Here is a 23189-nt window from a genome sequence, read left to right as displayed (position 1 = left end):
GTAAAATTATTGAGGCATTAAGCGGATGTAACGAATAAACCCATTTCCTTCAAATTTACCTTTAAGATTATCGGTAGTTAATTCAAATTCTACATCGTCTTTGTAATATTCTTGATCTTCTACAGCTGATTCAAATCTAATTTTATATCCCTTATCAATTTTATCGTTGTCAATTTTTAATACGGTAATCGCTCTGTTACCTCCACTAATTGTTGCGCCAGTTATAGCGTCAATATCAGTACGAACCTTTCCTTGAAATTTCCACCATTCGGTAATGTCAGAGTACCATTCTTCATCGTCACCTTGAACGTACAATGTTTGTTCGTATTCTCCATTAGGATTTAATAATGAAATAGCAATGTAAGCACCTTCACCAGTATAATTCTTCATCTGAATCATACATTTGTATGTGGCGCTATCATTTGTATTAAAAGCCATTAATGTTAATACAGTTATAAAAAGAGCTATGATTTTTTTCATTTTATATTGATTTATTTTAAAAAGCTAATATCTATTTTTTTCTTGTTTAAGATTTCATTTTCTTTAGCTAAATCGTGTACTGTTTCATCAAAATCAGTAGTTATTGATTTGTTAGCTCCAATACTTAGTAAATACTTTATTATAGCAGTATTATTAGCCTGCATTACAGCTAAATGTAGTGGAGTTAAGCCTTCGCTATTTTTTGCATTCACATCAATTTTTAAAGTATTGATTTTTTTAAGTAAATCGATGTTGTTTTTTTCTACAGCAATATGAAACAACGTATTTTTATTGGCTTGAAGTTGTGTTAAGTTTAATCCGTTATTCGCTAAAAGACTCATTTTTTCATTAAAATCGTTTACCTTCTTAGGATGATAACTTTTAACTAAATAATAAGCTAAAGAGTTTCCTTTGTCATCTTTTACTTGAATATCTGCCTTGTTTTTTACTAAATAATCTACAACAGCTTCTGAGTTGTATTCAACAGCGTACGTAAGTGCTGAATGTCCTCTTTTATTAGTATGGTTAATATTCTTTGTTTTTTCTGATAATAACTTAATAACCTCTAAAGAGTTTCTACTAGCTGCGATAATTAAAGGAGTATTTCCGTTCTCATCAACTTGATTAGCATTTACACTTTTGCTAAGAAAATAGTTAATAGTATTGAGGTCTTTGTTTCCACGAGCTAAGTTATGAAGCGGTGTTTTTCCGTCTTTATTAGTAATATTAGGGTTGATACCTAAATTTTCTAAATATTTAAAAAACTCTAAAGAGTTATAACCACTACGAGAACCTTGAGTAGCTAATAACATAGCATTACCTCCTTTTTTATTTAGGTTTTTATAAGGCAATATTTTTTTTATTAAAAGAGTTAAAATTTCTTTATTACCTTTTTTAGCAGCGTAGTTAAAAGCACCATTACCATCTTTGTCAACATTATGTAAGCTCAACCCTTTTGAAGTAAGGTAGTCCACAAACGATAAATCTTTTAAACTTGGTAGTACTAATAATAAAGCATTAGCTCCGTGCTCGTCAACATCTGTTTTTATATCAATTCCGTTTTGAATACAAAGTTCATAAATTTCTTTATTTGTTTGCCCTGCATTCGCCGCAAAAGTTAATGGAGATAATTGATGAGAGTCTTTTAAATCCATACGAGCATTATTAGCTATCAAATGCTTCATAATTTCAACATTGTTTTTATAGGCAGCCCAAAAAACATAAGTTCTTTTATCGTGTGTTATCTTGTTAACATCATTTCCTTTTTTAGTAAGTAAATGTTTGATTACTTTATTTGGAGCACTGGCTAAGATAGCGTAGGTAACAGCATCAAACCCGTTTGGGTTTAATGCTGTTGCGCTATTTCCTTCTTTTATTTTTTCTTCAACGAGTTGAATAGTAGGTTTTTCTTGCCAAAAAGATCTTTCAAAAAATATATTTTTTGTCTGTGCTTGAATTGTACTCATAAAAAGTACAAAGGCAAATATTATATGTTGTTTTTTCATAATAAATTAAAATTTATAACGTAATGTTGAACCAAAACTAGCAGGCTCTATTCTATTAATATAACTTGTACGGTAAGCGTTGTAGCCTACCTCGTCAAAGATATTATTTCCAAATATATCAATACTTAAGTTCTCATTGAATTTGTAAGAAGCTTGTACATTAACTGTAGTGTATGAATTTAAATCGAAAGGCTTTGTATCAGGAATAACCCCTGTATGTGTATAGTTTCTAGACCATACATTGTGCGGACGTTCTCCTAAATAATAAGCTCCGGCACCGATAGATAAACCATCTAAAGATTTTTTAAATGCATAACGTGCCCAAAAGTTAGCTGTATGCTTTGGCGTGTTCATTGGACGAGAGTTGTAATAATATGATGCATGATCTTTGTATTTAGCATCTAAATAAGAGTAACCTCCAATAATTTCTAAATTAGGAAGTAAGCGACCTATTACTTCTACTTCTACACCATTTCTTACATCATCACCTCCTTGTGTATAATAACCTAAACTATTACCAGCATTGTCATAAACAGGTAAGTTTAAATTTTTACTTGAGGTATAAAATGTAGTAACATTAAAACGTAAAGCATTGTTGAACCATGTAGATTTAATCCCTGTTTCTATTTGATCCCAACGCTCTGTACCTAATTCGTTACCGTCAACATCCGTATAAAAAGAGGTTCTAGGGTCTGAGCTGCTAGCATATGAACCAAAAATGATAATATTTTCATTAGGTTTTAGGTTAAAACCTATGAGTGGATTAAAAGCATCATCGCTTTTAGGTTCGGTTATGGGTTTTCCAGCAAAACTACCTCTAGTTCTTTTCATAGTGGTATAACGCAGTCCTAAGAAAACATCAGCCCAATTAGTAAGGCTTATTTTATCTTGAATGGTAATTCCGTAAGACTCTGTTCTTGATCCTGAGTCTTTTACAGGGTTTCGTGTAATGTTAATTCCGTTAGGAAGTGTGTTATCTATAGGTTGTAATACATCTATAATATCTGCGTATTGATTGTTTGAGGCATACTGTGTAGCATAGGCTATGTTGTCAAATTCAGAGGTTCTAAAATCTGCACCAATTTGGAAAGTATGTTTTAAGAAACCTGTTTCTACATCTTTTCCTACCAAATCTAATTGTAATACACTGTTATTATCTTTTCTTCCAGAAGCATAGTATTCTCTGTAACGTTGGTTGTCTGGTAAAATAGGTAAACCATTTCTAGAGTCTCCTTGAAAAGCGTAAGAAGTTTCAGTATCAATATCTAAATCAGAAACAAAATATCCTGCTTTTATGCTTATTTTGTCAGTTAGTTTTCTATCTGCTCTAATGGCATAGGTTAAGTTTTTGGTTGTAGCATTATCAGAATCATATCCCATAAAGTTACTGTTAGGTAATTTATAAATATTGTTTACATCGTAAGCTCCTAAGTTAAGAGTTCCTTGATCTGGAGTTCTGCTATCATGCATATAATCCATTTCTAATGTAATAGTAGTTTTTTCGTCTGGTCTCCAAGCGTATGAAGGGTTTACGTAAAAACGTTCAGAACCAACGTGGTCTCTAAAACTATCTGCTTTATCATAAGAACCAGCAATTCTGAAGGCGTGTTTTTTATTAGTATCAATAGGTCCATAAACATCAAAAGTAGGACGTAGTTTTCCGAAGCTTCCTGCTCTAAAAGTAACCTCACCACCTGTATAAAATTTAGGAGTTTTGGTAACTACATTAATCACTCCACCGGCAGAACCTAAATCACCACCTAAACCTTGGCTAATGGCAGAAATTCCTTTTAATACTTGAATGTTGTCAACACCAGCCATATCGGTAATAACTCCAGTTCCTCTAAAATCAGAATTAATACGAACACCATTTTTAAGTAACGGAATCCCTCTAAAACCTCTTAATGACATACTTTCTTTGGTGTTTCCGTAAGTAGCAAAGGTATACACACCAGCTACATTTTTGGTAACATCACTAAGGCTTAAGGCATTTTGTTGATCGATAAGTTTGTGTGATAATACTGAAATACTTTGTAATTGCTCATTAGGAGCTAAGGGTAATCTTGTAAGCGTTTCTAGTTTCTCAGCTCTTTTGTCTCTTGCTCCAAAAAGTTCAACTTCATCAAGTTGAGTGTCTGATTTTAAAATAAAAACTAAATTTTTAATGTCTTCTTTTACCACAATTTTTTGTGATGATTGATTAAACCCTACAGCGCTTACAATAAGTTTATGATTAGAGTTTGGAACATTTGTTATAGTAAAAAGACCATTTTCATTGGTTTCGGCTCCTAATTTAGTTCCTTTAATAAATACATTCGCATAAGGAATAGTTTCATTGTTTTCTGATTTTACAACTCCTTGTAGAGTTGCTTGACTATACATTGTTTGAATACAACTACATAAAAGTAGTACGGTTGCAATAATTCTCATTTTTTTCCTCTTTGAGAGATTTGTTTTTAAAATATTTAATTTTTTCGTTTAGGTATAACTATAAAATGCTTTGAAGCACTTTTATTTTTTTACAAAAGATTCTATTGTTTCATTTATTTGTTGCTCTTCTGAAGTTTTTTCTGAAAATAAATGTTTATATAAAGGTTTGTTATTTACTTTAGTTTCTAAAGAAAGGTTAGTATTTCTTCCATAAACCTCATCCCATTTATTTCTAACTTTTTGCCATTTCGTACTGTTTTTTTTCCACCAATCTTTTGCAGCTTTACATTTGCTATCAGCTACTTTTACGTACGTGTTATATCCTTTTTCATGAGCTATAACAATATCTTTTTTACCTTCTTCTCTTATAATTTTTTTGTTATCTTGATCATGTAACCAACCGTAGTTTGTGATTTCATGACGGTTACCTCTTTCAGTTACATTATAATCGCTCCTTTTTGTGTATTCTCTTCTTGGTAAAGGTGCATCTGTAGTATTTTCCCAATAGCTTTTTCCGTCTACATGAACCCAAGTGGCAGAACCTTCGTATCGTGGACTATCATCTACTTGATATACCTTTTGAGTCCATTGTTTTTTTACTTCTGATTTTGGTTTGTTTTCATATAACCAATTGTTATTGCCATTGAACATATAAAAATCAGTGTTTTCGTACAGCCAATCTTGTCTCCAATGTTTTACAATATGAGGATTTGCAGGATTTCCTACCTGTAGTAAGTGTTGAATTGAAATTTTATCATTTTCATCAACAATTAATTCAGCCCACTCTAAAGCTTTATCAGTTTTTGTTTTGGAAGGTTTATAAAGAGAGTCTTTACTGTTATTAAATGTTTCAGCAAAGTTGAAAGTAACTTCATAACAGCCACACATTTTTTTTATAGCAGCTCTATCTTTTTTCTTTTTGTTTTGAGCGTTAACTGTAAGTGCAGATAGTATTAATAAACTACCTAATAGTATTTTTTTCATCGTGAGTTTTGTTTGAATTTATTTTCTGACAAAAATATAACTTTTATTTAGATTGGTTAAAAATAAAGAATATATTTGCAGAAAAATTATTAAGAATGTTTCTAAATAATAGAATTGTTTTTTTGTTGATGCTTTTAGCGTGTCAAGTCTTTTCACAAGAAAAAGAAGAGGTAAGACGTGACAGTATTCATTATAATAAATTGGATGAGGTTGTTATAACAGGGCAGTACAATCCTAAATCGATTAAAAAATCGGTATATAATGTAACTATTATAGATAAAAAACAAATAGAAAGTCAAGCAGCTAATAATTTAGCGGATGTATTAAATTTTAAACTAAACTTAACAGTTGTTCCAAACTCTCAATCAGGTAAATCAACTATCTCAATGTTTGGTCTAGATTCTCAATACTTTAATATTTTAATAGATAATGTTCCGTTAGTTAGTGATAACGGAATTGGAAATAACATTGATTTAACTCAAATAAATTTAGATGATGTTGAGCGTATAGAATTGGTTGAAGGAGCCATGGGAGTTGAGTACGGAGCTAATTCGGTATCGGGAGTAATTAATATTATAACAAAAAAATCATCTCAAAATAAATGGAGTCTTCAAGCGGCAATACAAGAAGAAACTGTAAGTAATGAGTATGCTTTATTTAACGAAGGAAAACATATACAGAGTGTTAATGTAGCTCATAATTTTTCTGAAAACTGGTTTGGTAGAGTGAGTTTTAATAGAACAGATTTTACAGGTTTTTTAGATGATAGAAAAGGAAGAGATTATTATAAGAATGATTTATTAAGAGGTTATAGTTGGTTGCCGAAAGAGCAGGTAAATGCCACTGGTTTTTTGAATTATAAAAAAGATCAACTTAATTTGAGTTATAAATTCAATTACTACAATGATAATGTAAACTTTTACAATCCAAAAGTTGATGACAATATTGATGTAGACTCACAAACTAGCAATCCGTTTGCTTTAGATCGTGTTTTCAAAACAGAGAGATTTGTAAATAATATTAATTTAAATGGGGTTTTAGCATCGGGGAGTCCTTATTCCTTATCAGCTTCTTATCAAACACAAAAACGACGTTTAAATAAGTTTACTTATTTTATTTTATCTGGAAATAAAACAAATGAGGAAGATAAAGTATATCAATCAAGCAATGTTTTCTTTTCAAAAGGTACTATTTCAAACTTTATAAAAAGTAATCGTCACAATTTTCAGTTAGGTTATGAAGCTCGTTATATAGAAGGGTTTGATACACAGGCTTCTGGAGAAGTTACTCAACAAGATAAAACACGTACTCAGGGTAACTATGCTCTATTTGGTTCTTCTGAAATAAAATTTTCAGATGCCTTAATGGTTCGTCCTGGCTTAAGGTATGAATACAATTCTTTATTTCATTCTAAATTACAAAGCTCTTTAAGTGCTCGTTATTTATTTAAAAACGGATTTGAACTTAGAGGTAATATAGGTACTTCGTATAGAACTCCAAGTTTTCAAGAGCTATATTATTATTTTGTTGACTCTAATCATGACGTAAGAGGAAATGAAAATTTAAATCCCGAAAGTGGATATTCTGCTTCCATTAATTTAAAGAAAAGAAGTTGGTTTGACGATTCTAATATATCATTGTTAAATAGTTTAAAAATAGACTATTTAAATCTGGAAGATAAAATAGATTTAGCAATTGTTAATTCGTCACCTCTACAATATCAATACATAAATATTGATGCTTATAAACTATGGGGAGTTTCTTCAAGAAATACAATAAAAGCAAATAATTGGTCCTTTAATATAGGTGCTAATTTACAAGGTATAGCCCAGGTAGCTAACAATGAAATAAATGCAGAAAATGACTTTTTGTATTCATTTCAATTAACTACGAGTGCTAGCTATGAAATAAAAAATTGGGATACAGTAATAACTTTATTATTAAAGCATAACGGAGAACAACAAAACTATATAGCTTCAGGTACAGATGAAAATAAAAATTCAGTTTTCACAAAAACAACTACACAGGCTTATAATTGGTTAGATGCTTCTGTGCAAAAATCATTTTTAAATAAAAAATTACAAGCAACAATAGGAGCCCGAAATTTATTTGATGTTACCAGTGTTAATGTAAGTAACGCAGCTACAACAGGCGGACATGCAACAAACAATAACTCTCTATTGTTAGGCTATGGTCGTTCATACTATTTAAAACTATTATATAATATTAAATTTTAAAATCAATAACAATGAAAAACAAATTTTTCACACTCATATTATTAACAACTATGTACTCGTTCATTAGTTGTGGAAGTGATAATGATTTACCATCTGAACCAATAAAAGTGGTAATAGAAGGAGCAGAAGTAAGCCCAGAAGTAGGTGGTGCTAATCAGCCAAACCAAGTATATATTGACTTAAGTACTAATACAACAACAGAGATAAAGAGAGACTCTTGGGATTTAGGATTTTATTCTGGAAATGAGTTTAGAGTTGCTATAAATGGTTCAATATCTATGGTGGCTGCTCAATTATCTACAACAGATATAGATGCTGTTAGCTCTTCAACCCAGGAAGTAAAAGATTTACAGCCTTTAGTAAGAACGAATACATATACTGATGAAAGTGCTCCTTTTGTTGATCATCCTAGTGGAGATATAACAAAAACGGCAATTGCTGAAATTGAAGTAACAGAGGCAAATAATAAAGTATATTTAGTAAACCTTGGTTATGAAGTAGCAACAAATACACCAGTTACAGGTAGCTACTCTGCAAATGGAGATGAAAGAGGTTGGAAAAAAATTAGAGTTTTAAAAGAAGGAGATGCTTATGTTTTACAGTATGCAGATTTAGATGCTACTACGCACAAAGAAATTGTAATAACGAAAACAGAAGGATATCACTTTACATTCTTTAGCTTTAATACAGAAGCTAAAGTAAATGTTGAGCCAATGAAAGAAAACTGGGACTTAAACTTTACAATTTTTACAAACTTATTACCTGGTTATGGTCCGTATGTATTTCCAGATTTTGTAGTAAATAATATAAAATCAAATGTAAAAGGATATATGATAGATACAGAAGAAGAAAGTTATACATATAATGATTTTACCTTAACAGATGTAAAAGTAGAAAATTTTGGTAATACTCAAACAGCTATCGGTAGTAGTTGGAGAGCAGGAGGAGGTCCTAGTTCTTTACCTTCTCGTAAAGACAATGTTTTTTATGTAATAGAAGATACTGATGGAAATTTATATAAGTTAAAGTTTTTAGCATTAACAAATGATGCAGGAGAAAGAGGTTATCCTGAGTTTGTATATAGCTTATTAAAGTAAAGATTTATTTATTAAATTTTGTTAATTTTTGTTGTGAAAGGCTATCTAACCGAGAGGTTGGGTGGCTTTTCTAGTTGAAAAAAGGTTTAGTTAATGAGTTTCTCTGCCAGATATTTAGATGTATAGGATTCTTTATTTTTGGCTAACTCTTCAGGTGTACCCGCAAAAATTAAATTTCCGCCTTTTTTACCACCTTCTAAACCAAGGTCGATTATGTAATCAGCACATTTAATTAATTCAATATTGTGTTCAATAACAATAATAGAATGTCCTCTTTCAATTAGTGCATTAAAAGAAGCTAGTAACTTTTTAATATCGTGAAAGTGTAATCCGGTAGTAGGTTCATCAAAAATAAATAAAGCTTTGTCTTTTGTATTTCCTTTTACTAAAAAAGAAGCCAATTTTATACGCTGTGCTTCACCACCAGAAAGAGTTGAGGACGATTGCCCTAACTGTACATACCCTAATCCAACATCTTGTAAAGGTTTTAATTTTCGAGCTATTTTGGTTTGTTGATGCTCTGTGAAAAAAGCAACAGCATCATCAATAGTAAAGTTTAAAACATCGTCAATAGATTTTCCTTCAAAAGTTACTTCCAGTACCTCTTTTTTAAAGCGTTTACCACCACAGGTTTCACATTCTAAATGCACATCTGCCATAAACTGCATTTCAATTGTAACCTCTCCTTCACCTTTACAAACTTCACAACGACCACCATCAACATTAAAAGAAAAGTGTTTTGGTTGGTAGTTTCTTATTTTTGATAGTTTTTGAGATGAAAGTAACTTACGAATATCGTCATACGCTTTGATATACGTTACAGGGTTAGAACGTGAGGAACGACCAATTGGATTTTGATCGATAAACTCTACATGCTTTAACAAGTCAAAACTACCTGTAACATCTGTATGTTGCCCCAATTTTTCACCATATCCAATTAGTTTCTTTTGCATCGCAGGATACAGGATTTTTTTAACTAAGGTACTTTTACCACTACCTGAAACACCAGTAATAACGGTTAAATTATTAAGAGGAAAAGAAACATCGATGTTTTTTAAGTTATTCTCACGCGCTCCAATAATATCAATAGAGTTTTTTGAAATTCTTCTACTTGTAGGGATTTCAATTTTTAATTCTTCTGATAAATATTTAGCTGTAAGAGACTCAGATTGTAGGATATCTTCAAAAGTTCCTTCGGCAACAACATTTCCACCATAAGTTCCTGCTTCAGGACCGATATCAATAATATAATCGGCTTCTTTCATAATGTCTTCATCATGTTCTACCACAATTACGGTGTTACCTAAATCACGTAAATTTTTTAAGACACCAATCAGTCTTTCTGTATCTTTTGGATGCAATCCTATACTAGGTTCATCCAAAATATACATAGAACCCACAAGTGAACTTCCTAAGGAAGTAGCCAAATTAATTCGTTGACTTTCTCCGCCTGATAATGTGTTAGAAGTTCTATTTAACGTAAGATAATTTAAACCAACATCCGTTAAAAATTGTAAGCGATTATTAATTTCGGTAAGTAAACGTTTACCAATTTTTTCTTCGTATTTATTTAATTGAATACTGTTAAAAAATACTGCTAATTCATCTAAAGGTAAGGTAACTAACGCATCAATAGTTTTACCGTATACTTGAACGTAGTTAGCCTCTTTACGTAAACGTTTTCCGTTGCACTCTGTACATTTTGTTTTTCCGCGGTAGCGAGATAGCATTACACGGTTTTGAATTTTATAACTTTTTTCTTCTAACTTTTTGAATAGATGATTAATTCCTTTGAATTTTTTGGTTCCGTTCCAAACTAGGTTTTTTTGCTCTTCCGAAAGTTCAAACCATGGTTTATGAATAGAAATTCCGAATTCCTCAGCATTCAGAATTAAATCATTTTTATATTTTTTGTAACTATCTGTTTTAAAGGGAAAAATAGCATTTTCGTAAATAGATAATCCTGTGTTTGGAATTACTAAATCTTCATCAATACCAATTACATTTCCATAGCCTTCACAAGTAGGGCAAGCTCCGTAAGGGTTGTTAAAACTGAATAAATGTGTGTTAGGTTCTAAAAAAGAAATTCCGTCTAACTCAAATTTATTACTGAACCCAGCAATACTATTATCTGATAAATTCTCAATACAGCAAATTCCTTTCCCTTCAAAAAAAGCAGTTTGTACGGCATCCCCTAAACGGTTGTAGAAATCTTCTTCGTCTTTTACAACAATTCTATCAACAACTAACTGTAATTCATTTCCTTTAAAGTCTTTTATAGGAAATTCATCAATTCTGTATACAGTATCTTGGTATTTTAAACGAGCATATCCTTGCTGAGTTAATACTTGCAAAACAGTTTTTAGGTCTCTATCTTTACTAATATGTATTGGAGCGAGTAATAATAACTTCGTACGTTCTTCAAAAGTTTTTACATGCTTAATAACATCAGAAACGGTATGTTTTTTTACTTCATTACCAGAAATAGGAGAGAAGGTCTTACCAATACGGGCAAATAGTAACTTGATATAATCGTAAATTTCAGTGGAGGTGCCCACTGTTGAACGTGGGTTGGTAGAGTTTACTTTTTGTTCAATAGCAATGGCTGGAGCAATTCCTTTAATATAATCAACCTTAGGTTTGTGTAATTTTCCTAAAAACTGACGTGCATACGAGCTTAAACTTTCAACATAACGTCGTTGTCCTTCGGCATACAAGGTATCAAAAGCTAAAGAAGACTTTCCCGATCCAGAAAGCCCGGTAATTACTACTAACTTATTACGAGGAATAACTACATCAATGTTTTTTAAATTGTGCAGTTTAGCCCCTTTTATTATAATATTTTCCTTAGGATTAACAGTTGAAATATCAGTCTTCATATGCTCGAAAAAATAAGCGATAAAAGTACCAAATTCAAGTGGTTTTAATGAACAAACATTAGTGTTTTTCTCTTTTTTTATAGTTTTTTTGTATTTATTAATAAAATACATCATATTTGTAACTCGTTATTAATCAATAAACAAAAGCTTATAGTAAGAAAATTACTTTTTTAACTTAATATCCCCTAACTAGAAGACAATTAATAAGTTGTTTTCAAAAAAAGTAATTATTATGCAACACATTGTAGATGATAGTGTATTAGTAAAGAACTACATAAATGGTAATGAATATTCCATAGAATTATTGATTAAACGCCACCAACAACGACTTTATAGTTTTATTTATAGTAAAGTACAAAATAGAGATACTACAGAAGATATTTTTCAAGATACCTTTATAAAAGTTATTCGAACGCTAAAAAAAGGAAATTATAATGAGGAAGGTAAATTTTTACCTTGGGTTATGCGTATTGCTCATAACTTGATTATTGATTTTTTTAGAAAGAATAATCGTATGCCTACATTTAATAATACAGAAGAATTTGATATTTTTTCGGTATTAAGTGATGGAGCATTAAATGCAGAGGGAAAAATAATAAAAGAACAGATTTTAAATGATGTTAAAGAGTTAGTTGAAGAACTACCTGAAGAACAAAGAGAAGTTTTAAAAATGCGTATTTATAACGATATGAGCTTCAATGAAATATCAGAAAATACAGGAGTTAGTATTAATACAGCACTTGGTAGAATGCGTTACGCTTTAATTAATTTGAGAAAAATAATTGAGAAAAATAAAATTATCTTAGTTAGTTAGACAATATTTAGAAAAAAGCATCGTTAAATCATTGATAATAAGTAATAATAAGGGAATATATGATGCAAGTTTACTCTAAGAGGTCTCCTGACTTTAAAATGAAACCTAAACAAGAAACAGTTCAATATTTGATTAATTTTTCTAAATCGCTAACAGTAGTTAAAACAAAATCAAACTATCTCATTGAATTGAATTTGAATTAAGAGTGGAAAAAGCTTCAACAAGGTTGGGGCTTTTTTTATACTCTCTTTTTATTATAATCGTCTATTATCGATTTTCTTCCAATCGTTTTAGTAATTACGTCGTTCTCTAACTTCCAACCACGCGCAGGTGAGAATTCTCGCCCATAATAAATAATTTGTAAGTGAAGTTTATTCCATAATTCTTTTGGAAATAAACGCTTAGCATCTTTTTCGGTTTGAGCAACATTTTTTCCGTTAGTTAAGTTCCAACGATACATCAATCTATGAATATGTGTGTCTACAGGAAAAGCAGGAATGTTAAAAGCTTGTGACATTACCACGCTAGCAGTTTTATGTCCCACTGCAGGTAATTCTTCTAAAGCTTCCATATCAACAGGAACTTCACCATGATGCTTTTCAATTAAGATTTTAGATAAACCGTGAATTCCTTTCGATTTCATAGGTGATAAACCAACAGGTTTGATAATTTCTCGAATTTCATCAACGGTAAGTTTTACCATATCATACGGGGTATCAGCTTTTTCAAATAATAAAGGTGTAATTGTATTTACACGTGCATCAGTACTTTGAGCAGACATCAATACAGCAATCAACAAGGTATATGGGTCTTTATGATCTAAAGGGATGGGAGTTTCAGGATATAATTCTTCTAAAGTATCTATAACAAACTGAACTTTTTCTGCTTTCGTCATTGCTTTATAAAATTTGAAAAAATCAAAGGTACAAAGAAGCTTTGTATGTTTTATGGATAATCAAAATCAACTTTGTAACTTTGACATAATAACTTTGAAACAATATAATATGACAACACTAAAAATAGGAGATAAAGCACCAAATTTTGAATCGGTAGATGAGAAAGGAAACGCTGTAAAACTATCTGATTATTCAGGAAAGAAATTAGTATTATTCTTTTACCCTAAAGCGAGTACACCAGGTTGTACAGCGGAAGCCTGTGACTTACGTGATAATTATAAAACGTTTTTAGCAAAAGGGTATGATGTTTTAGGAGTAAGTGCAGACTCAGCAAGACGTCAACAAAACTTCATTAATAAAAATGAATTGCCTTTTCCATTATTAGCCGATGAAAGTAAAGATGTAATCAATGCGTTTGGTGTTTGGGGCCCTAAAAAGTTTATGGGTAGAGAGTATGACGGAATTCATCGCACCACTTTTGTAATTGATGAAAATGGCGTAATTGAAGATATGATTGCAAAAGTAAAAACTAAAGAACACGCTAACCAGATATTAAAGTAGTAGTTAAATATATCTAGTAAAAAAATAAAAGTCGAGTATTTACTCGACTTTTATTTTTTGTAACTTTAAATCTTTTATAGGAGGAGTTTTAAGTTCTTTTTGTAATTCTTTGCTAGTTTTAGAACTTCCATCATGACTCCATCCGGGAGGCATAAATACATATTTTAAGCGTGTTGCCAACGGTAACTCTTTTTTTCGTTTGAAGAAATCTTTAAAAATCTCTTTCCACTCGTGAAATATAATATTAATAGGACCTTTATCCTCTAAAGGTTTCGTTAAACCATAACGTAACTTTTCATATTCAGTTTCATCTTCTTCTGCCTGAAAAGTACCAAAAATACGATCCCAAATAATCAACACCATTCCCATATTTTTATCTAAATACTTCGTGTTGGAAGCATGGTGAACTCTATGGTGAGATGGGGTAACAAAAATATATCCCCACCAACCTAATTTACTTTTAATAAAATTAGTATGACATAATGTTCCGTAGTTTTGATTCATAGCGTATGCAAACATAATATGTAGTGGCATAACTCCAAGAAAAGCTAATGGTAAAAAGAACATGTATCTAAACAAAGGTTGTAAAACAGGAGACCTGAAACCTGTTGAAATATTGTAATACTCCGAATTATGGTGAGTTACGTGTACTGCCCAAAAAAATCGTGAATGATGATCTACATAATGGTGTACATAGTACAAAAAGTCTTGACCAATAAAAGCTAATAACCAATATGCCCACGACATATTACCTTCCCAGTCAATAATTCTGTATTGATAACAAAAGCCCATAATAGCAAATGAAGCTACCTTCATTAATAGGTCTAAGCTAAAATTAACTAAGGCAAAATAAACATTAGTGGCAGTATCTTTAAAATCGTAATTTTTTGCTTTAGCTCTATAGCTAAAGTACATTTCGATAAAAATTACTGAGATGAAAAAAGGAGCACTCCAGTAGTATAATATATCTTGATTAAATATGTTGCTCATACTATTTTTTTAGAGTACAAAAATATTCAATTTTACCCAATTTTACTGTTAAATTTTATAGTCTTTCTTCAATCCAGTTTTTAAAGCTATAAAAGTTCTGAGGGGCTACACCATGACCTACAGGATATTCAGAATATTCATTATTTAAATTAAAATTTTTCAATAAAATAGGAGCTTTACGTGCCCAATCTATAGGAAGAACTTGATCTACTGTTCCATGAGAAATATAATAATCTGTTGTAATAGATTTGTCTATTTCAGTAGGTAATAACTCTTCATTAATATAGCCGCTTAATGCTACTACGTGTTTTATCTTGTTAGGGTATTTAAAACTTAGCGCATAACTTAAAATAGCACCTTGGCTAAACCCTAATAAAAATGTTTTATCAGGGTTTGTGTTATATTTTTCTTTAATTTCATCAATAAATGAAGCAATCTTATCAACAGATTTAGCTGCTTGTTTTAAATCAGAAAACTTACCGTTAACTGAATCAAAATTTATAGCATACCAAGCATAACCACCATAGCCCATATCATGAGGCGCTCTAGCGCTTACAATTAATAAATCGTCTGGCAATTCTTCAGCAAATGAAAATAAATCTTGTTCGTTACTACCATACCCGTGTAATAAAATTAATAATGGAGGAGTAGCATTTGAGACTTTAGGTTCTCTTACAACGTAGTGTAAACTCATGTATTAAATTCCTTTAAATAAGTTTTGAAATTGCTCTCCAACAACTGGTACGAGTTTTTTTTCTCCTTTTAAAACAGCTAAAAGGCTAATTAGCCAAAGTACAAATAATAATACTCCAACAACCCAACCTATTGTGCTTCCTAAATATTTATAAACAATCCACATATTCGCCATGTACAATATGTTTAAACCAAGCATTTGTCTAATATAAAAGCTAGCAAAAGCATTTTTATTGTTCATGTTTAAAACAAAAGCAATGATAAGTCCTATAACTGTAAAGTGACTGATAATTGCAGGAGTTTTTCCTTCGTTTACTGTTTGGTTTTCCATAATTTATGAGTTTAGAATTAGTTGATTATTATTGTAAATACCATATACTTTTCCCTTTAATTTTTTTCCTAGAAAGATACTGTTTTTTGAAGTAGACACAATGTTTTGCTCTGAAAAAGTATATTCTCCATCAGGATTAAAAATAGATAAACTAGCTTTTTCATCTTTTTTTATAGAAGCCAATTTAACGTTAAAACGTTTTCTTGGATTGTTAGATAAACAGCCTATAATAGTTTCTAAATCTAATACTGTATTTAAAGCTCCAAAGGCACTTTCTAAACCTATGGTTCCGTCTTTTGCAGTAGAAAACTCTACTTTTTTATGTTCAACATCAATAGGGTTGTGATCTGAAGTAATTATATCAATAATACCTTCTTTTAAACCTTGTATTAAAGCTCTCTTGTCTTCTTCTGTACGTAGGGGAGGATTTACCTTTTTGTTAGCTTCAAAGCCATGTAATTCATCATCTGTTAATACTAAATTATGTACAGCAACACTACACGTTACATCTAATCCTTTCTCTTTTGCTTCTTTAATTAGTTGAACAGATTTAGCTGTAGAGATTGTAGGAACATGTAGTTTTCCTCCAGTATATTCTAGTAAAAATAAATCGCGAGAAATTTGAATTTCTTCTGCAAGTGCAGGAGCTCCTTTCAAGCCTAAAAGCGTACTATTTTTACCTTCATTAGCAACACCTTCACCAGCAATTAAATTATTTTTAGGAAAGCTTAATACTAACCCATTAAAGTTTTGAGCATACAACAATGCTATTTTTAATAGATTATCGTTGCTAACAGGTTTGTTATAATCACCAAAAGCAATAGCTCCCGATTGTTGCATGTCGTACATTTCAGACATTTCAACACCTTTACTTTGCTGCGTTAAAGCCCCAATAGGATGAATGCTGGTTGCAGCTCCACTTACTTTATTAATTAAAAATTCAATAGCCGATTTATTATCAACAATAGGATGTGTATTAGGGTTGATAGCTACATGAGTAAATCCGCTTTTAGCAGCTACTTGTACACCATGTTGCAAGGTTTCGCGTTCTTCATAACCAGGTTCTCCAAAAGAAACACTTGTATCAAACCAACCTGAAGATACATGAAGGTTCTCAAACGCTACAACAGTATAGGTTTCTTCACTAGCAATGTTGTTGTCAATTTTGGTAATAATACCGTCGGTAATTAAAATATCTTTAGTTTGTTGGTGATAAGGACTAGAAGCATCTATTATTGTTGCCGATTTAAGCAGCGTTGTCATGGTTTAAAGAATTTTAAAATCAAAATTTCTAAAAGCAAAGATACAATAGCTAAGCCCAAAAACCATTTCCAAAGCCATTGAATTTTGTTTTCATCATTAATATTTTCCAAGGTGTTTTTTACTGAAGTAGATATAGTCATATCGTTAGTTTCAGAAAACATTAAAAAATCTAAACAACTTTCACTTTTGTCGTAATTAAAAGCAATATTTCTAAGTACATTATTTTCTTGCTGTACTTTATAGAACCCATCTACTAAAGGTTGATCTTTAGTTGTAATACGTGTTTTGTTTTGAAAAGTTTGTTGTAAAGGAATAAAAGAACTTTTATTAGTAGCAATATTTAAAACTTCATCTTTTCCTAGTTGGGTATCAATATCAATAGTATTCTGTTTATCAATCGTATAATACAACTTAGAAAGTTGTAAGCTCTGTTTTCCAATGTTATAAAAAACAGGAACAATTAAAGGTGAGTTCGTAAAGTTGCTATTGTCTTTATTTAAAGAACCCGCTACCCAATACATAGAAGCATTAGGTAAGCGAATCTGTTTAATAAAACCTTGTTTATTTTCAAAAGAAACAAGGTTACTAGTATTTGTAAACTCGGTATTAAATGAGCTTTTTACAAACGGATATTGAAAGTTAGCAACTTTCTTTTCGAAAACATTTTTTAAAAGAGGATGATTATAATTAATCGTAGTAATTTTTAAGCTGTCACTTTTTAGTGGAAATAATTTTCCAGTATTTAGTTTGCTAAAAAGGTTGTTATAAGAAGAAAGAGTTATTTTATTACTCGGAATAACAACTATGTTTCCACCCTTTGTTGTATAACTTGCCAAGCTATTTATGAGTGTTTCAGGAATATTTTTTAACTCATTTAAAACAATAAGATGCTGCTTATCTATCAAATTATAGTTGGTGTTTTGTAGGGTAGAAGAAGTAAAGTTAAACTCTTCTTTCGTATAAATTCGCTGTAGGAAGTTGTTAGGCTCTCCAATAGCTAGTACATTAACTTTTTCGTTAGCATTAATAGTAAAATAAAACGAATTATCAAACCCGTAGGTGTCATTAAAGTTAATAATTACTTTACCTAAAAATACAGGTGCTTTTACAACAGAAAAAGTAACCTCTAAAGTCTTGTTTTTTCCAATGCTAAAGGTTTGTTTATTCAATAACTTGTCATTATTGTATATAGCAATAGGAATATCATTTTTAGCATTTCCTTGATTTTTTACAACAATATGTACGTTAAAATTAGAGCCACCATTGTCATCTACAAAAACACTATCAATAGAAATATTACTTTGTTGTTCAGGAACTAACTTTATAAAAGAAGTATTTTTAGGAACGTTGTTAATTTCTTCTTTTTTAGTGTTTTGAAAATCAGAAATCACAATGTTTTTGGTAGGAGAAGTAGCAGATTTATGCTCACTAGTCATTTTTAAAAAAACATCAGCAAGGTTTCTGTTTTTTGCAGTATTTGTTGTTTTCAACAGTTCTTCTTTTAGTTCAGTAGCTGTTTTATTTGCGTAAAAATGATCGTTTGTAAGTAAAGAATAACTTGTTTTTTCTGTAGAATTTTCAATAATTTCTTGGGTAGCAATTTGTAGTAAATTACCTTTTTCTCCAATAGCATTTGTACTTAAAGAATTATCAAGATATATAAAGAAATGTTGCTCTTCATTTGCTTTGTGATTGCTAAAATAAGGCTGAGCAAATGCAAAAATAAGAGCCGCAAGTAGCAGTAAGCGAGTAGCTAAGATTAGCCATTTTTTTATACGAGAACTTTTACGTGTTTGCAACACTAACTTTTGTAAAAAAGCTACATTGGTAAACGGAACTTTTACAAATCGCTGTAGTTGGAACAAGTGTACCAAAATAGGAATGAGTAAAAAAGCTAAGAAATATAAAATCTCAGGATGTTTAAACTGCATAATTATAATTTACTAACTGTAAAAATACCTAAATAGATGGTAAAAAAAAGAATGTAGTTAAAAATCTGTTAGAAGTCTGGTAAGTTTTCGACAAAGAATTAAATTTTCCTATTTTTGAACTATGACTACAAAAGAGAGTGAGTGTAACATTCCGGAAGAAATTAATTATAAAAAACACTGGAATGCTGCCTACGTAAAAAATCCAACAGAAAAACTAGGATGGTTCGAAAAAAATCCGAAAGAAATAATTGAATTATTAAAGGAATCTAACGTGCCAAAAAATGCCAAAATCTTAAATGTAGGCGTTGGTTCATCCATGTTAATTGACGAGCTAGTGGCTGATGGATATTCAGGTTTAATAGCAAATGATTTATCTGAAAAAGCACTAACCGATATACAAAATCGATTAGGAGAAAATGCCCCAAAAGTTAATTTTATAGCTGATGATTTAGTGATTCCAACCAAATTACATGAGCTTGATGAAGTTGATGTTTGGAACGATAGAGCGGTACTACACTTCTTTTTAAAAACCGAAGAACAAAATGCCTATTTTAATTTATTAAAGAAGCTTGTAAAAGTTGACGGATTCGTAATTATAGCTGTTTTTGCTTTAGACGGAGCAGAAAAATGTTGTGGATTGCAATTACAACGTTACAATACGGAAATGCTACAAGAAAAATTAGGAAACGATTTTGTTTTAGTCAATAGTTTTAATCACACATTTGTAAATCCGTACGGAGGAGAACGTCCGTATGTTTACACCTTATTTCAAAGAACGCACAAGTAATGAACGTAACCAATATCCCTTATAAAAACACAGGATTCTTTTCTAAAACAATGGAGGATTATTTAAAGGCTGATGAAAATATTCAACCTTTTTATAACCGTTATCCGAGTTTGCGAAACTTTGAAAAACAACTAGAAGAAAAGAAAGAAAATCCTATTTCAAGCACTCAAAGAAAAAGGTTGGTTGAAGTATTGAGAAAACAATACAAAGACATTGATTTGTCGTTCGACACGCAAAAAAATATAGAAAGTTTACTAGAAGAGAATACATTTACAATTACAACAGGGCATCAGCTGAACTTATTTACAGGGCCGTTATACTTTTTATACAAGATTATATCAACTATAAACATGTGCGAGCACTTGTCAATGCAATTTCCGAATGAGAATTTTGTACCTGTGTATTGGATGGCAACTGAAGACCACGATTTTGAAGAAATCAATTTTTTCAATTTCAAAGGGAAAAAAGTACAATGGAATTCAGATCAAACAGGACCAGTAGGGCGTTTTACAACGGAAGGGCTACAAGATGTTTTTGAGGTATTTGCAGAGCATTTAGGAAGTTCAAAAAATGCTGTTCAAATAAAAGAGATATTTGAAAAAGGTTATTTGCAACACAAAAAATTAGCAGATGCAACTCGATACATAGCTGATAAACTTTTTGGAAAGTATGGTTTGGTAATTTTAGATGCTGATGAAAGAGAGTTGAAAAGAGCATTAACACCGTATGTAGAATACGATTTATTGCACGAAACCTCTTATAAAGAAGTATCGAAAACAATTACAGAACTAGAAAAGTCATATAAAATACAAGTAAATCCGCGTGAGATAAACTTATTTTATATTACCGATAGGATTCGTGAACGTATTATTCTTGAAAACGGAATATACAAAGTGAATAATACAGATATTTCTTGGACAAAGGATGAAATCTTAAACCATTTACATAGTGAACCAGAATGTTTTTCGCCAAACGTAATTATGCGTCCACTATACCAAGAGGTAATTTTACCTAACCTCTGTTACATAGGTGGAGGAGGAGAGTTAGCGTATTGGTTAGAGTTAAAGGCATATTTTGATAAAGTAAATGTTCCGTTTCCTATTTTGTTATTGAGAAATTCGGCTCAAATACTTTCAGAAAAGCAACAAAAAAAGCTTGAAAATCTTAACGTTTCAGAAGAAGAAGTGTTTTTAAAACAAGATGATTTGTTGGCAAGAAAGGTGTTGGATAATGGTGATGCTAAAGTAGACTTTACCAAACAGAAACAATTTTTACAAGAACAGTTTGACGACTTACGTAAACTAGCTCAAAAAACCGATGTTTCTTTTGTAGGAGCAGTAAATGCACAAGAAAGAAAGCAAGTTAAAGGATTAGAAAACCTTGAAAAAAGATGGCTTCGTGCAGAAAAAAGACGTCAAAAAGAAACAGTAGAAAGAATCGTAGCTTTGCAAAACGAATTATTACCTAATCAAAGTTTAGAAGAACGTCAACGTAACTTTTCAGAATTCTATTTAGAATATGGAGCTGACTTTATTACAATTCTAAAAGAAAATTTACATCCGTTACAACTAGAATTTACAGTTATTACACTTTAATGGCAGATAAAAAAGGATTACACAGAAAAAACAAACACAAAAACGGATACGATTTTAAACTCTTAAAAGAAAAGTATCCAAAAATAGCAGAGTTTGTTATTGAAAAATTTGAGAAGGAAACCATCGATTTTTCTGACCCAATAGCTGTAAAAGAGTTTAATAAAGCTTTATTGGCTACTTATTATAATATTGAACATTGGAATTTTTCTGATAATAATTTATGCCCCCCAATTCCTGGAAGAGTAGACTATATCCATCATTTAGCTGATTTGGTTGCGAATGAGGAAAATGTAACAGTGTTAGACATTGGTACAGGGGCAAGTTGTATTTATCCTTTATTAGGAATCGCTGAATATAATTGGAACTTTGTAGCTACTGATATCGATTTAGATTCACTAGATTATGCTCAAGACATTATAGATGATAATGGTTTTACGGATAAGGTTGAATTAAGGCAACAGTTTAAAGAAGAGCACATTTTACAAGGAATTATAGAAGAAGAGGATGCGTTTACAATAACGATGTGCAATCCGCCATTTTATAAATCGGCAGAAGAGGCGAGAGGAGCCAACCGAAGAAAATCAAGAAACTTAGGAAACAATGCGGTACGTAATTTTGCAGGAAACTCTAATGAATTATGGTATATAGGTGGAGAAAAAGCTTTTTTACACACCTACTTGTACGAAAGCTCTCAGTTACCAAAAGCGAGTAAATGGTTTACGAGTTTAGTGTCTAAAAAAGAAAACGTAGAAAGTTTACAAAACTCAGGAAAAAAGCTAGGAGTTAAAGAATTTAAAATAATTCCTATGCACCAAGGAAACAAAGTAACACGTATTGTGTGTTGGAGGTTTTTGTAGCTGGTAGTCGTTAGTTTGTTGTTGAGGTGAAATTGTTTTAAAAAAGTTATAACTGTAAAGGTTAACTAATTTGCTGATAACTTTTAATCATTATTGGTTAAGCAATCTTTTTCTCGCTTCCCGTCATTTCGAGCGATAGCGAGAAATCTCAAAGTTATGAGTTACTCCCATTCATGAGATTACGCCACTTTCCACTTCGACTTCACTGCGTTTCGTTCATAATGAAGTTAAGGTGTCAGTTCGAGTGATTTTGTGTAACTAAGTGGAACAAAATAGTATCGAGAACCTTGTTGTTATCAAATATTTCTCGATACAAAACTCCTTTTATTATGTTTAATGAATTTCACTCGAAGTGACAGTAGGGTGTAATTTTTGACTTGTTTTCTGAGGGCGTTTTTATTATCGTAATTTCGAGGAGGTATGACGAAGTAATCTTTTTCTCTACTACCGTCACCTCGAACATTATCGAGTTCAAAATATATTTTGAACGAAGATAGCTTACGAAGTAAGTTGAGAGGTCTTAAAGTTATGAGTAACTCTGCTTTATGAGATTTCTCAGTCGCTCATAAAATCGCTTCTTCGAAATGACCGTTTTAGATTTATGAGATTACGTCACTTTCCGCTTTGATTGTGCTCAGTGTTCGTTCATAATGACGTTAAGGTGTCAGTTCGAGTGATTTTGTGTAACTAAGTGGAACAAAATAGTATCGAGAACCTTGTTGTTATCAAATACTTCTCGATACAAAATTCCCTTCACTACGTTTCGTAAATTTCACTCGAAGTTGTAAAGGTTAACTAATTCGTTGACAAAATCTTATATTTTGTTATGCGTATAAATACAGATGATTTAACTCTAGTT

Annotated in this window: 18 protein-coding genes; 7 read left to right on the top strand and 11 right to left on the bottom strand. The window is 31.1% G+C overall.

The features are described from left to right. Positions 1-6: 6 nt before the first annotated feature. From MK851_RS14110 to MK851_RS14095, 4 genes are all read right to left on the bottom strand, one after another. Complete coding sequence (locus tag MK851_RS14110) at positions 7-480, bottom strand: DUF2271 domain-containing protein (protein ID WP_320244477.1); 474 nt, start codon at positions 478-480, stop codon at positions 7-9. 11 nt (positions 481-491) lie between these two features. Beyond that, positions 492-1985 (bottom strand): ankyrin repeat domain-containing protein, encoded by a 1494-nt coding sequence (locus MK851_RS14105; protein WP_320244476.1) that lies wholly within the window; start codon positions 1983-1985, stop codon positions 492-494. 6 nt (positions 1986-1991) lie between these two features. Further along, positions 1992-4415 carry a TonB-dependent receptor gene (locus MK851_RS14100; protein ID WP_320244474.1) on the bottom strand — a complete coding sequence of 808 codons (2424 nt, stop codon included), beginning with the start codon at positions 4413-4415 and terminating at the stop codon, positions 1992-1994. An 81-nt stretch (positions 4416-4496) separates the two neighbouring features. Further along, complete coding sequence (locus MK851_RS14095; protein WP_115900944.1) at positions 4497-5399, bottom strand: DUF6607 family protein; 903 nt, start codon at positions 5397-5399, stop codon at positions 4497-4499. Between the two features lie 95 nt (positions 5400-5494). Here MK851_RS14095 and MK851_RS14090 point away from each other — a divergent pair, with 95 nt between their 5' ends. Both MK851_RS14090 and MK851_RS14085 read left to right on the top strand, forming a co-directional pair. Then, positions 5495-7636 (top strand): TonB-dependent receptor plug domain-containing protein, encoded by a 2142-nt coding sequence (locus MK851_RS14090; protein ID WP_320244472.1) that lies wholly within the window; start codon positions 5495-5497, stop codon positions 7634-7636. Positions 7637-7647: 11 nt separating this feature from the next. Further along, positions 7648-8733 (top strand): HmuY family protein, encoded by a 1086-nt coding sequence (locus MK851_RS14085; RefSeq protein ID WP_320244470.1) that lies wholly within the window; start codon positions 7648-7650, stop codon positions 8731-8733. A gap of 86 nt (positions 8734-8819) precedes the next feature. Here MK851_RS14085 and uvrA read toward each other — a convergent pair whose 3' ends face one another. Beyond that, the gene (uvrA, locus tag MK851_RS14080; RefSeq protein WP_320244517.1) at positions 8820-11612 is read right to left on the bottom strand and encodes an excinuclease ABC subunit UvrA; all 2793 of its coding nucleotides are present in this window, start codon (positions 11610-11612) and stop codon (positions 8820-8822) included. 232 nt (positions 11613-11844) lie between these two features. On the opposite strand from uvrA, the gene MK851_RS14075 reads away from it, so the two are divergent. After that, a complete protein-coding gene (locus MK851_RS14075; RefSeq protein WP_320244468.1) occupies positions 11845-12426 on the top strand; it encodes an RNA polymerase sigma factor in 582 nt (193 codons plus the stop codon). A 238-nt stretch (positions 12427-12664) separates the two neighbouring features. Here the strand turns inward: MK851_RS14075 and MK851_RS14070 are convergent, their stop codons facing one another. Then, complete coding sequence (locus MK851_RS14070; protein ID WP_320244467.1) at positions 12665-13321, bottom strand: endonuclease III; 657 nt, start codon at positions 13319-13321, stop codon at positions 12665-12667. Between the two features lie 109 nt (positions 13322-13430). Between MK851_RS14070 and bcp the strand changes: the two genes are divergently transcribed. Then, positions 13431-13883, top strand: a complete 453-nt coding sequence (gene bcp, locus MK851_RS14065; protein ID WP_320244465.1) for a thioredoxin-dependent thiol peroxidase — start codon at positions 13431-13433, stop codon at positions 13881-13883. Between the two features lie 39 nt (positions 13884-13922). Here bcp and MK851_RS14060 read toward each other — a convergent pair whose 3' ends face one another. From MK851_RS14060 to MK851_RS14040, 5 genes are read right to left on the bottom strand one after another with little or no spacing between them, the layout of a single operon-like run. Further along, on the bottom strand, positions 13923-14873 hold the full coding sequence (locus tag MK851_RS14060; RefSeq protein ID WP_303507032.1) for a sterol desaturase family protein: 951 nt from the start codon (positions 14871-14873) through the stop codon (positions 13923-13925). 55 nt (positions 14874-14928) lie between these two features. Then, positions 14929-15567: an alpha/beta hydrolase gene (locus MK851_RS14055; RefSeq protein WP_303507029.1), complete on the bottom strand. Its 639-nt coding sequence runs from the start codon at positions 15565-15567 to the stop codon at positions 14929-14931. Positions 15568-15570: 3 nt separating this feature from the next. Next, on the bottom strand, positions 15571-15897 hold the full coding sequence (locus MK851_RS14050; RefSeq protein WP_115900931.1) for a hypothetical protein: 327 nt from the start codon (positions 15895-15897) through the stop codon (positions 15571-15573). A 3-nt stretch (positions 15898-15900) separates the two neighbouring features. Beyond that, positions 15901-17160, bottom strand: coding sequence for a dihydroorotase (locus MK851_RS14045; RefSeq protein ID WP_303507025.1), 1260 nt, complete (start codon positions 17158-17160; stop codon positions 15901-15903). Continuing rightward, on the bottom strand, positions 17157-19091 hold the full coding sequence (locus MK851_RS14040) for a BatA domain-containing protein (protein WP_320244461.1): 1935 nt from the start codon (positions 19089-19091) through the stop codon (positions 17157-17159). Before MK851_RS14040 ends, MK851_RS14045 begins: the two co-directional genes overlap by 4 nt. Positions 19092-19212: 121 nt before the next feature. Here MK851_RS14040 and MK851_RS14035 point away from each other — a divergent pair, with 121 nt between their 5' ends. The 3 genes from MK851_RS14035 to rlmF are packed head-to-tail and all read left to right on the top strand — an operon-like array spanning position 19213 to position 22330. After that, positions 19213-19878, top strand: coding sequence for a class I SAM-dependent methyltransferase (locus MK851_RS14035; RefSeq protein WP_320244459.1), 666 nt, complete (start codon positions 19213-19215; stop codon positions 19876-19878). Beyond that, positions 19878-21473, top strand: a complete 1596-nt coding sequence (gene bshC, locus MK851_RS14030; RefSeq protein WP_320244457.1) for a bacillithiol biosynthesis cysteine-adding enzyme BshC — start codon at positions 19878-19880, stop codon at positions 21471-21473. The genes MK851_RS14035 and bshC overlap by 1 nt, the downstream gene beginning before the upstream one ends. Continuing rightward, positions 21473-22330 (top strand): 23S rRNA (adenine(1618)-N(6))-methyltransferase RlmF, encoded by an 858-nt coding sequence (rlmF, locus tag MK851_RS14025; protein WP_320244455.1) that lies wholly within the window; start codon positions 21473-21475, stop codon positions 22328-22330. Before bshC ends, rlmF begins: the two co-directional genes overlap by 1 nt. Positions 22331-23189 lie beyond the last annotated feature (859 nt).

The organism is Tenacibaculum sp. 1B UA (genome assembly GCF_033978845.1).
Classification (GTDB): Bacteria; Bacteroidota; Bacteroidia; order Flavobacteriales; family Flavobacteriaceae; genus Polaribacter.
The sequence above is the reverse complement of the archived record's forward strand: the minus strand, read 5'-3'. Positions and strand labels throughout refer to the sequence as shown.

Coding starts and splice junctions, on each gene's coding strand:
- MK851_RS14110 (WP_320244477.1), bottom strand. CDS start 480: ATGAAAAAAATCATAGCTCTTTTTATAACTGTATTAACATTAATGGCT.
- MK851_RS14105 (WP_320244476.1), bottom strand. CDS start 1,985: ATGAAAAAACAACATATAATATTTGCCTTTGTACTTTTTATGAGTACA.
- MK851_RS14100 (WP_320244474.1), bottom strand. CDS start 4,415: ATGAGAATTATTGCAACCGTACTACTTTTATGTAGTTGTATTCAAACA.
- MK851_RS14095 (WP_115900944.1), bottom strand. CDS start 5,399: ATGAAAAAAATACTATTAGGTAGTTTATTAATACTATCTGCACTTACA.
- MK851_RS14090 (WP_320244472.1), top strand. CDS start 5,495: ATGTTTCTAAATAATAGAATTGTTTTTTTGTTGATGCTTTTAGCGTGT.
- MK851_RS14085 (WP_320244470.1), top strand. CDS start 7,648: ATGAAAAACAAATTTTTCACACTCATATTATTAACAACTATGTACTCG.
- uvrA (WP_320244517.1), bottom strand. CDS start 11,612: ATGAAGACTGATATTTCAACTGTTAATCCTAAGGAAAATATTATAATA.
- MK851_RS14075 (WP_320244468.1), top strand. CDS start 11,845: ATGCAACACATTGTAGATGATAGTGTATTAGTAAAGAACTACATAAAT.
- MK851_RS14070 (WP_320244467.1), bottom strand. CDS start 13,321: ATGACGAAAGCAGAAAAAGTTCAGTTTGTTATAGATACTTTAGAAGAA.
- bcp (WP_320244465.1), top strand. CDS start 13,431: ATGACAACACTAAAAATAGGAGATAAAGCACCAAATTTTGAATCGGTA.
- MK851_RS14060 (WP_303507032.1), bottom strand. CDS start 14,873: ATGAGCAACATATTTAATCAAGATATATTATACTACTGGAGTGCTCCT.
- MK851_RS14055 (WP_303507029.1), bottom strand. CDS start 15,567: ATGAGTTTACACTACGTTGTAAGAGAACCTAAAGTCTCAAATGCTACT.
- MK851_RS14050 (WP_115900931.1), bottom strand. CDS start 15,897: ATGGAAAACCAAACAGTAAACGAAGGAAAAACTCCTGCAATTATCAGT.
- MK851_RS14045 (WP_303507025.1), bottom strand. CDS start 17,160: ATGACAACGCTGCTTAAATCGGCAACAATAATAGATGCTTCTAGTCCT.
- MK851_RS14040 (WP_320244461.1), bottom strand. CDS start 19,091: ATGCAGTTTAAACATCCTGAGATTTTATATTTCTTAGCTTTTTTACTC.
- MK851_RS14035 (WP_320244459.1), top strand. CDS start 19,213: ATGACTACAAAAGAGAGTGAGTGTAACATTCCGGAAGAAATTAATTAT.
- bshC (WP_320244457.1), top strand. CDS start 19,878: ATGAACGTAACCAATATCCCTTATAAAAACACAGGATTCTTTTCTAAA.
- rlmF (WP_320244455.1), top strand. CDS start 21,473: ATGGCAGATAAAAAAGGATTACACAGAAAAAACAAACACAAAAACGGA.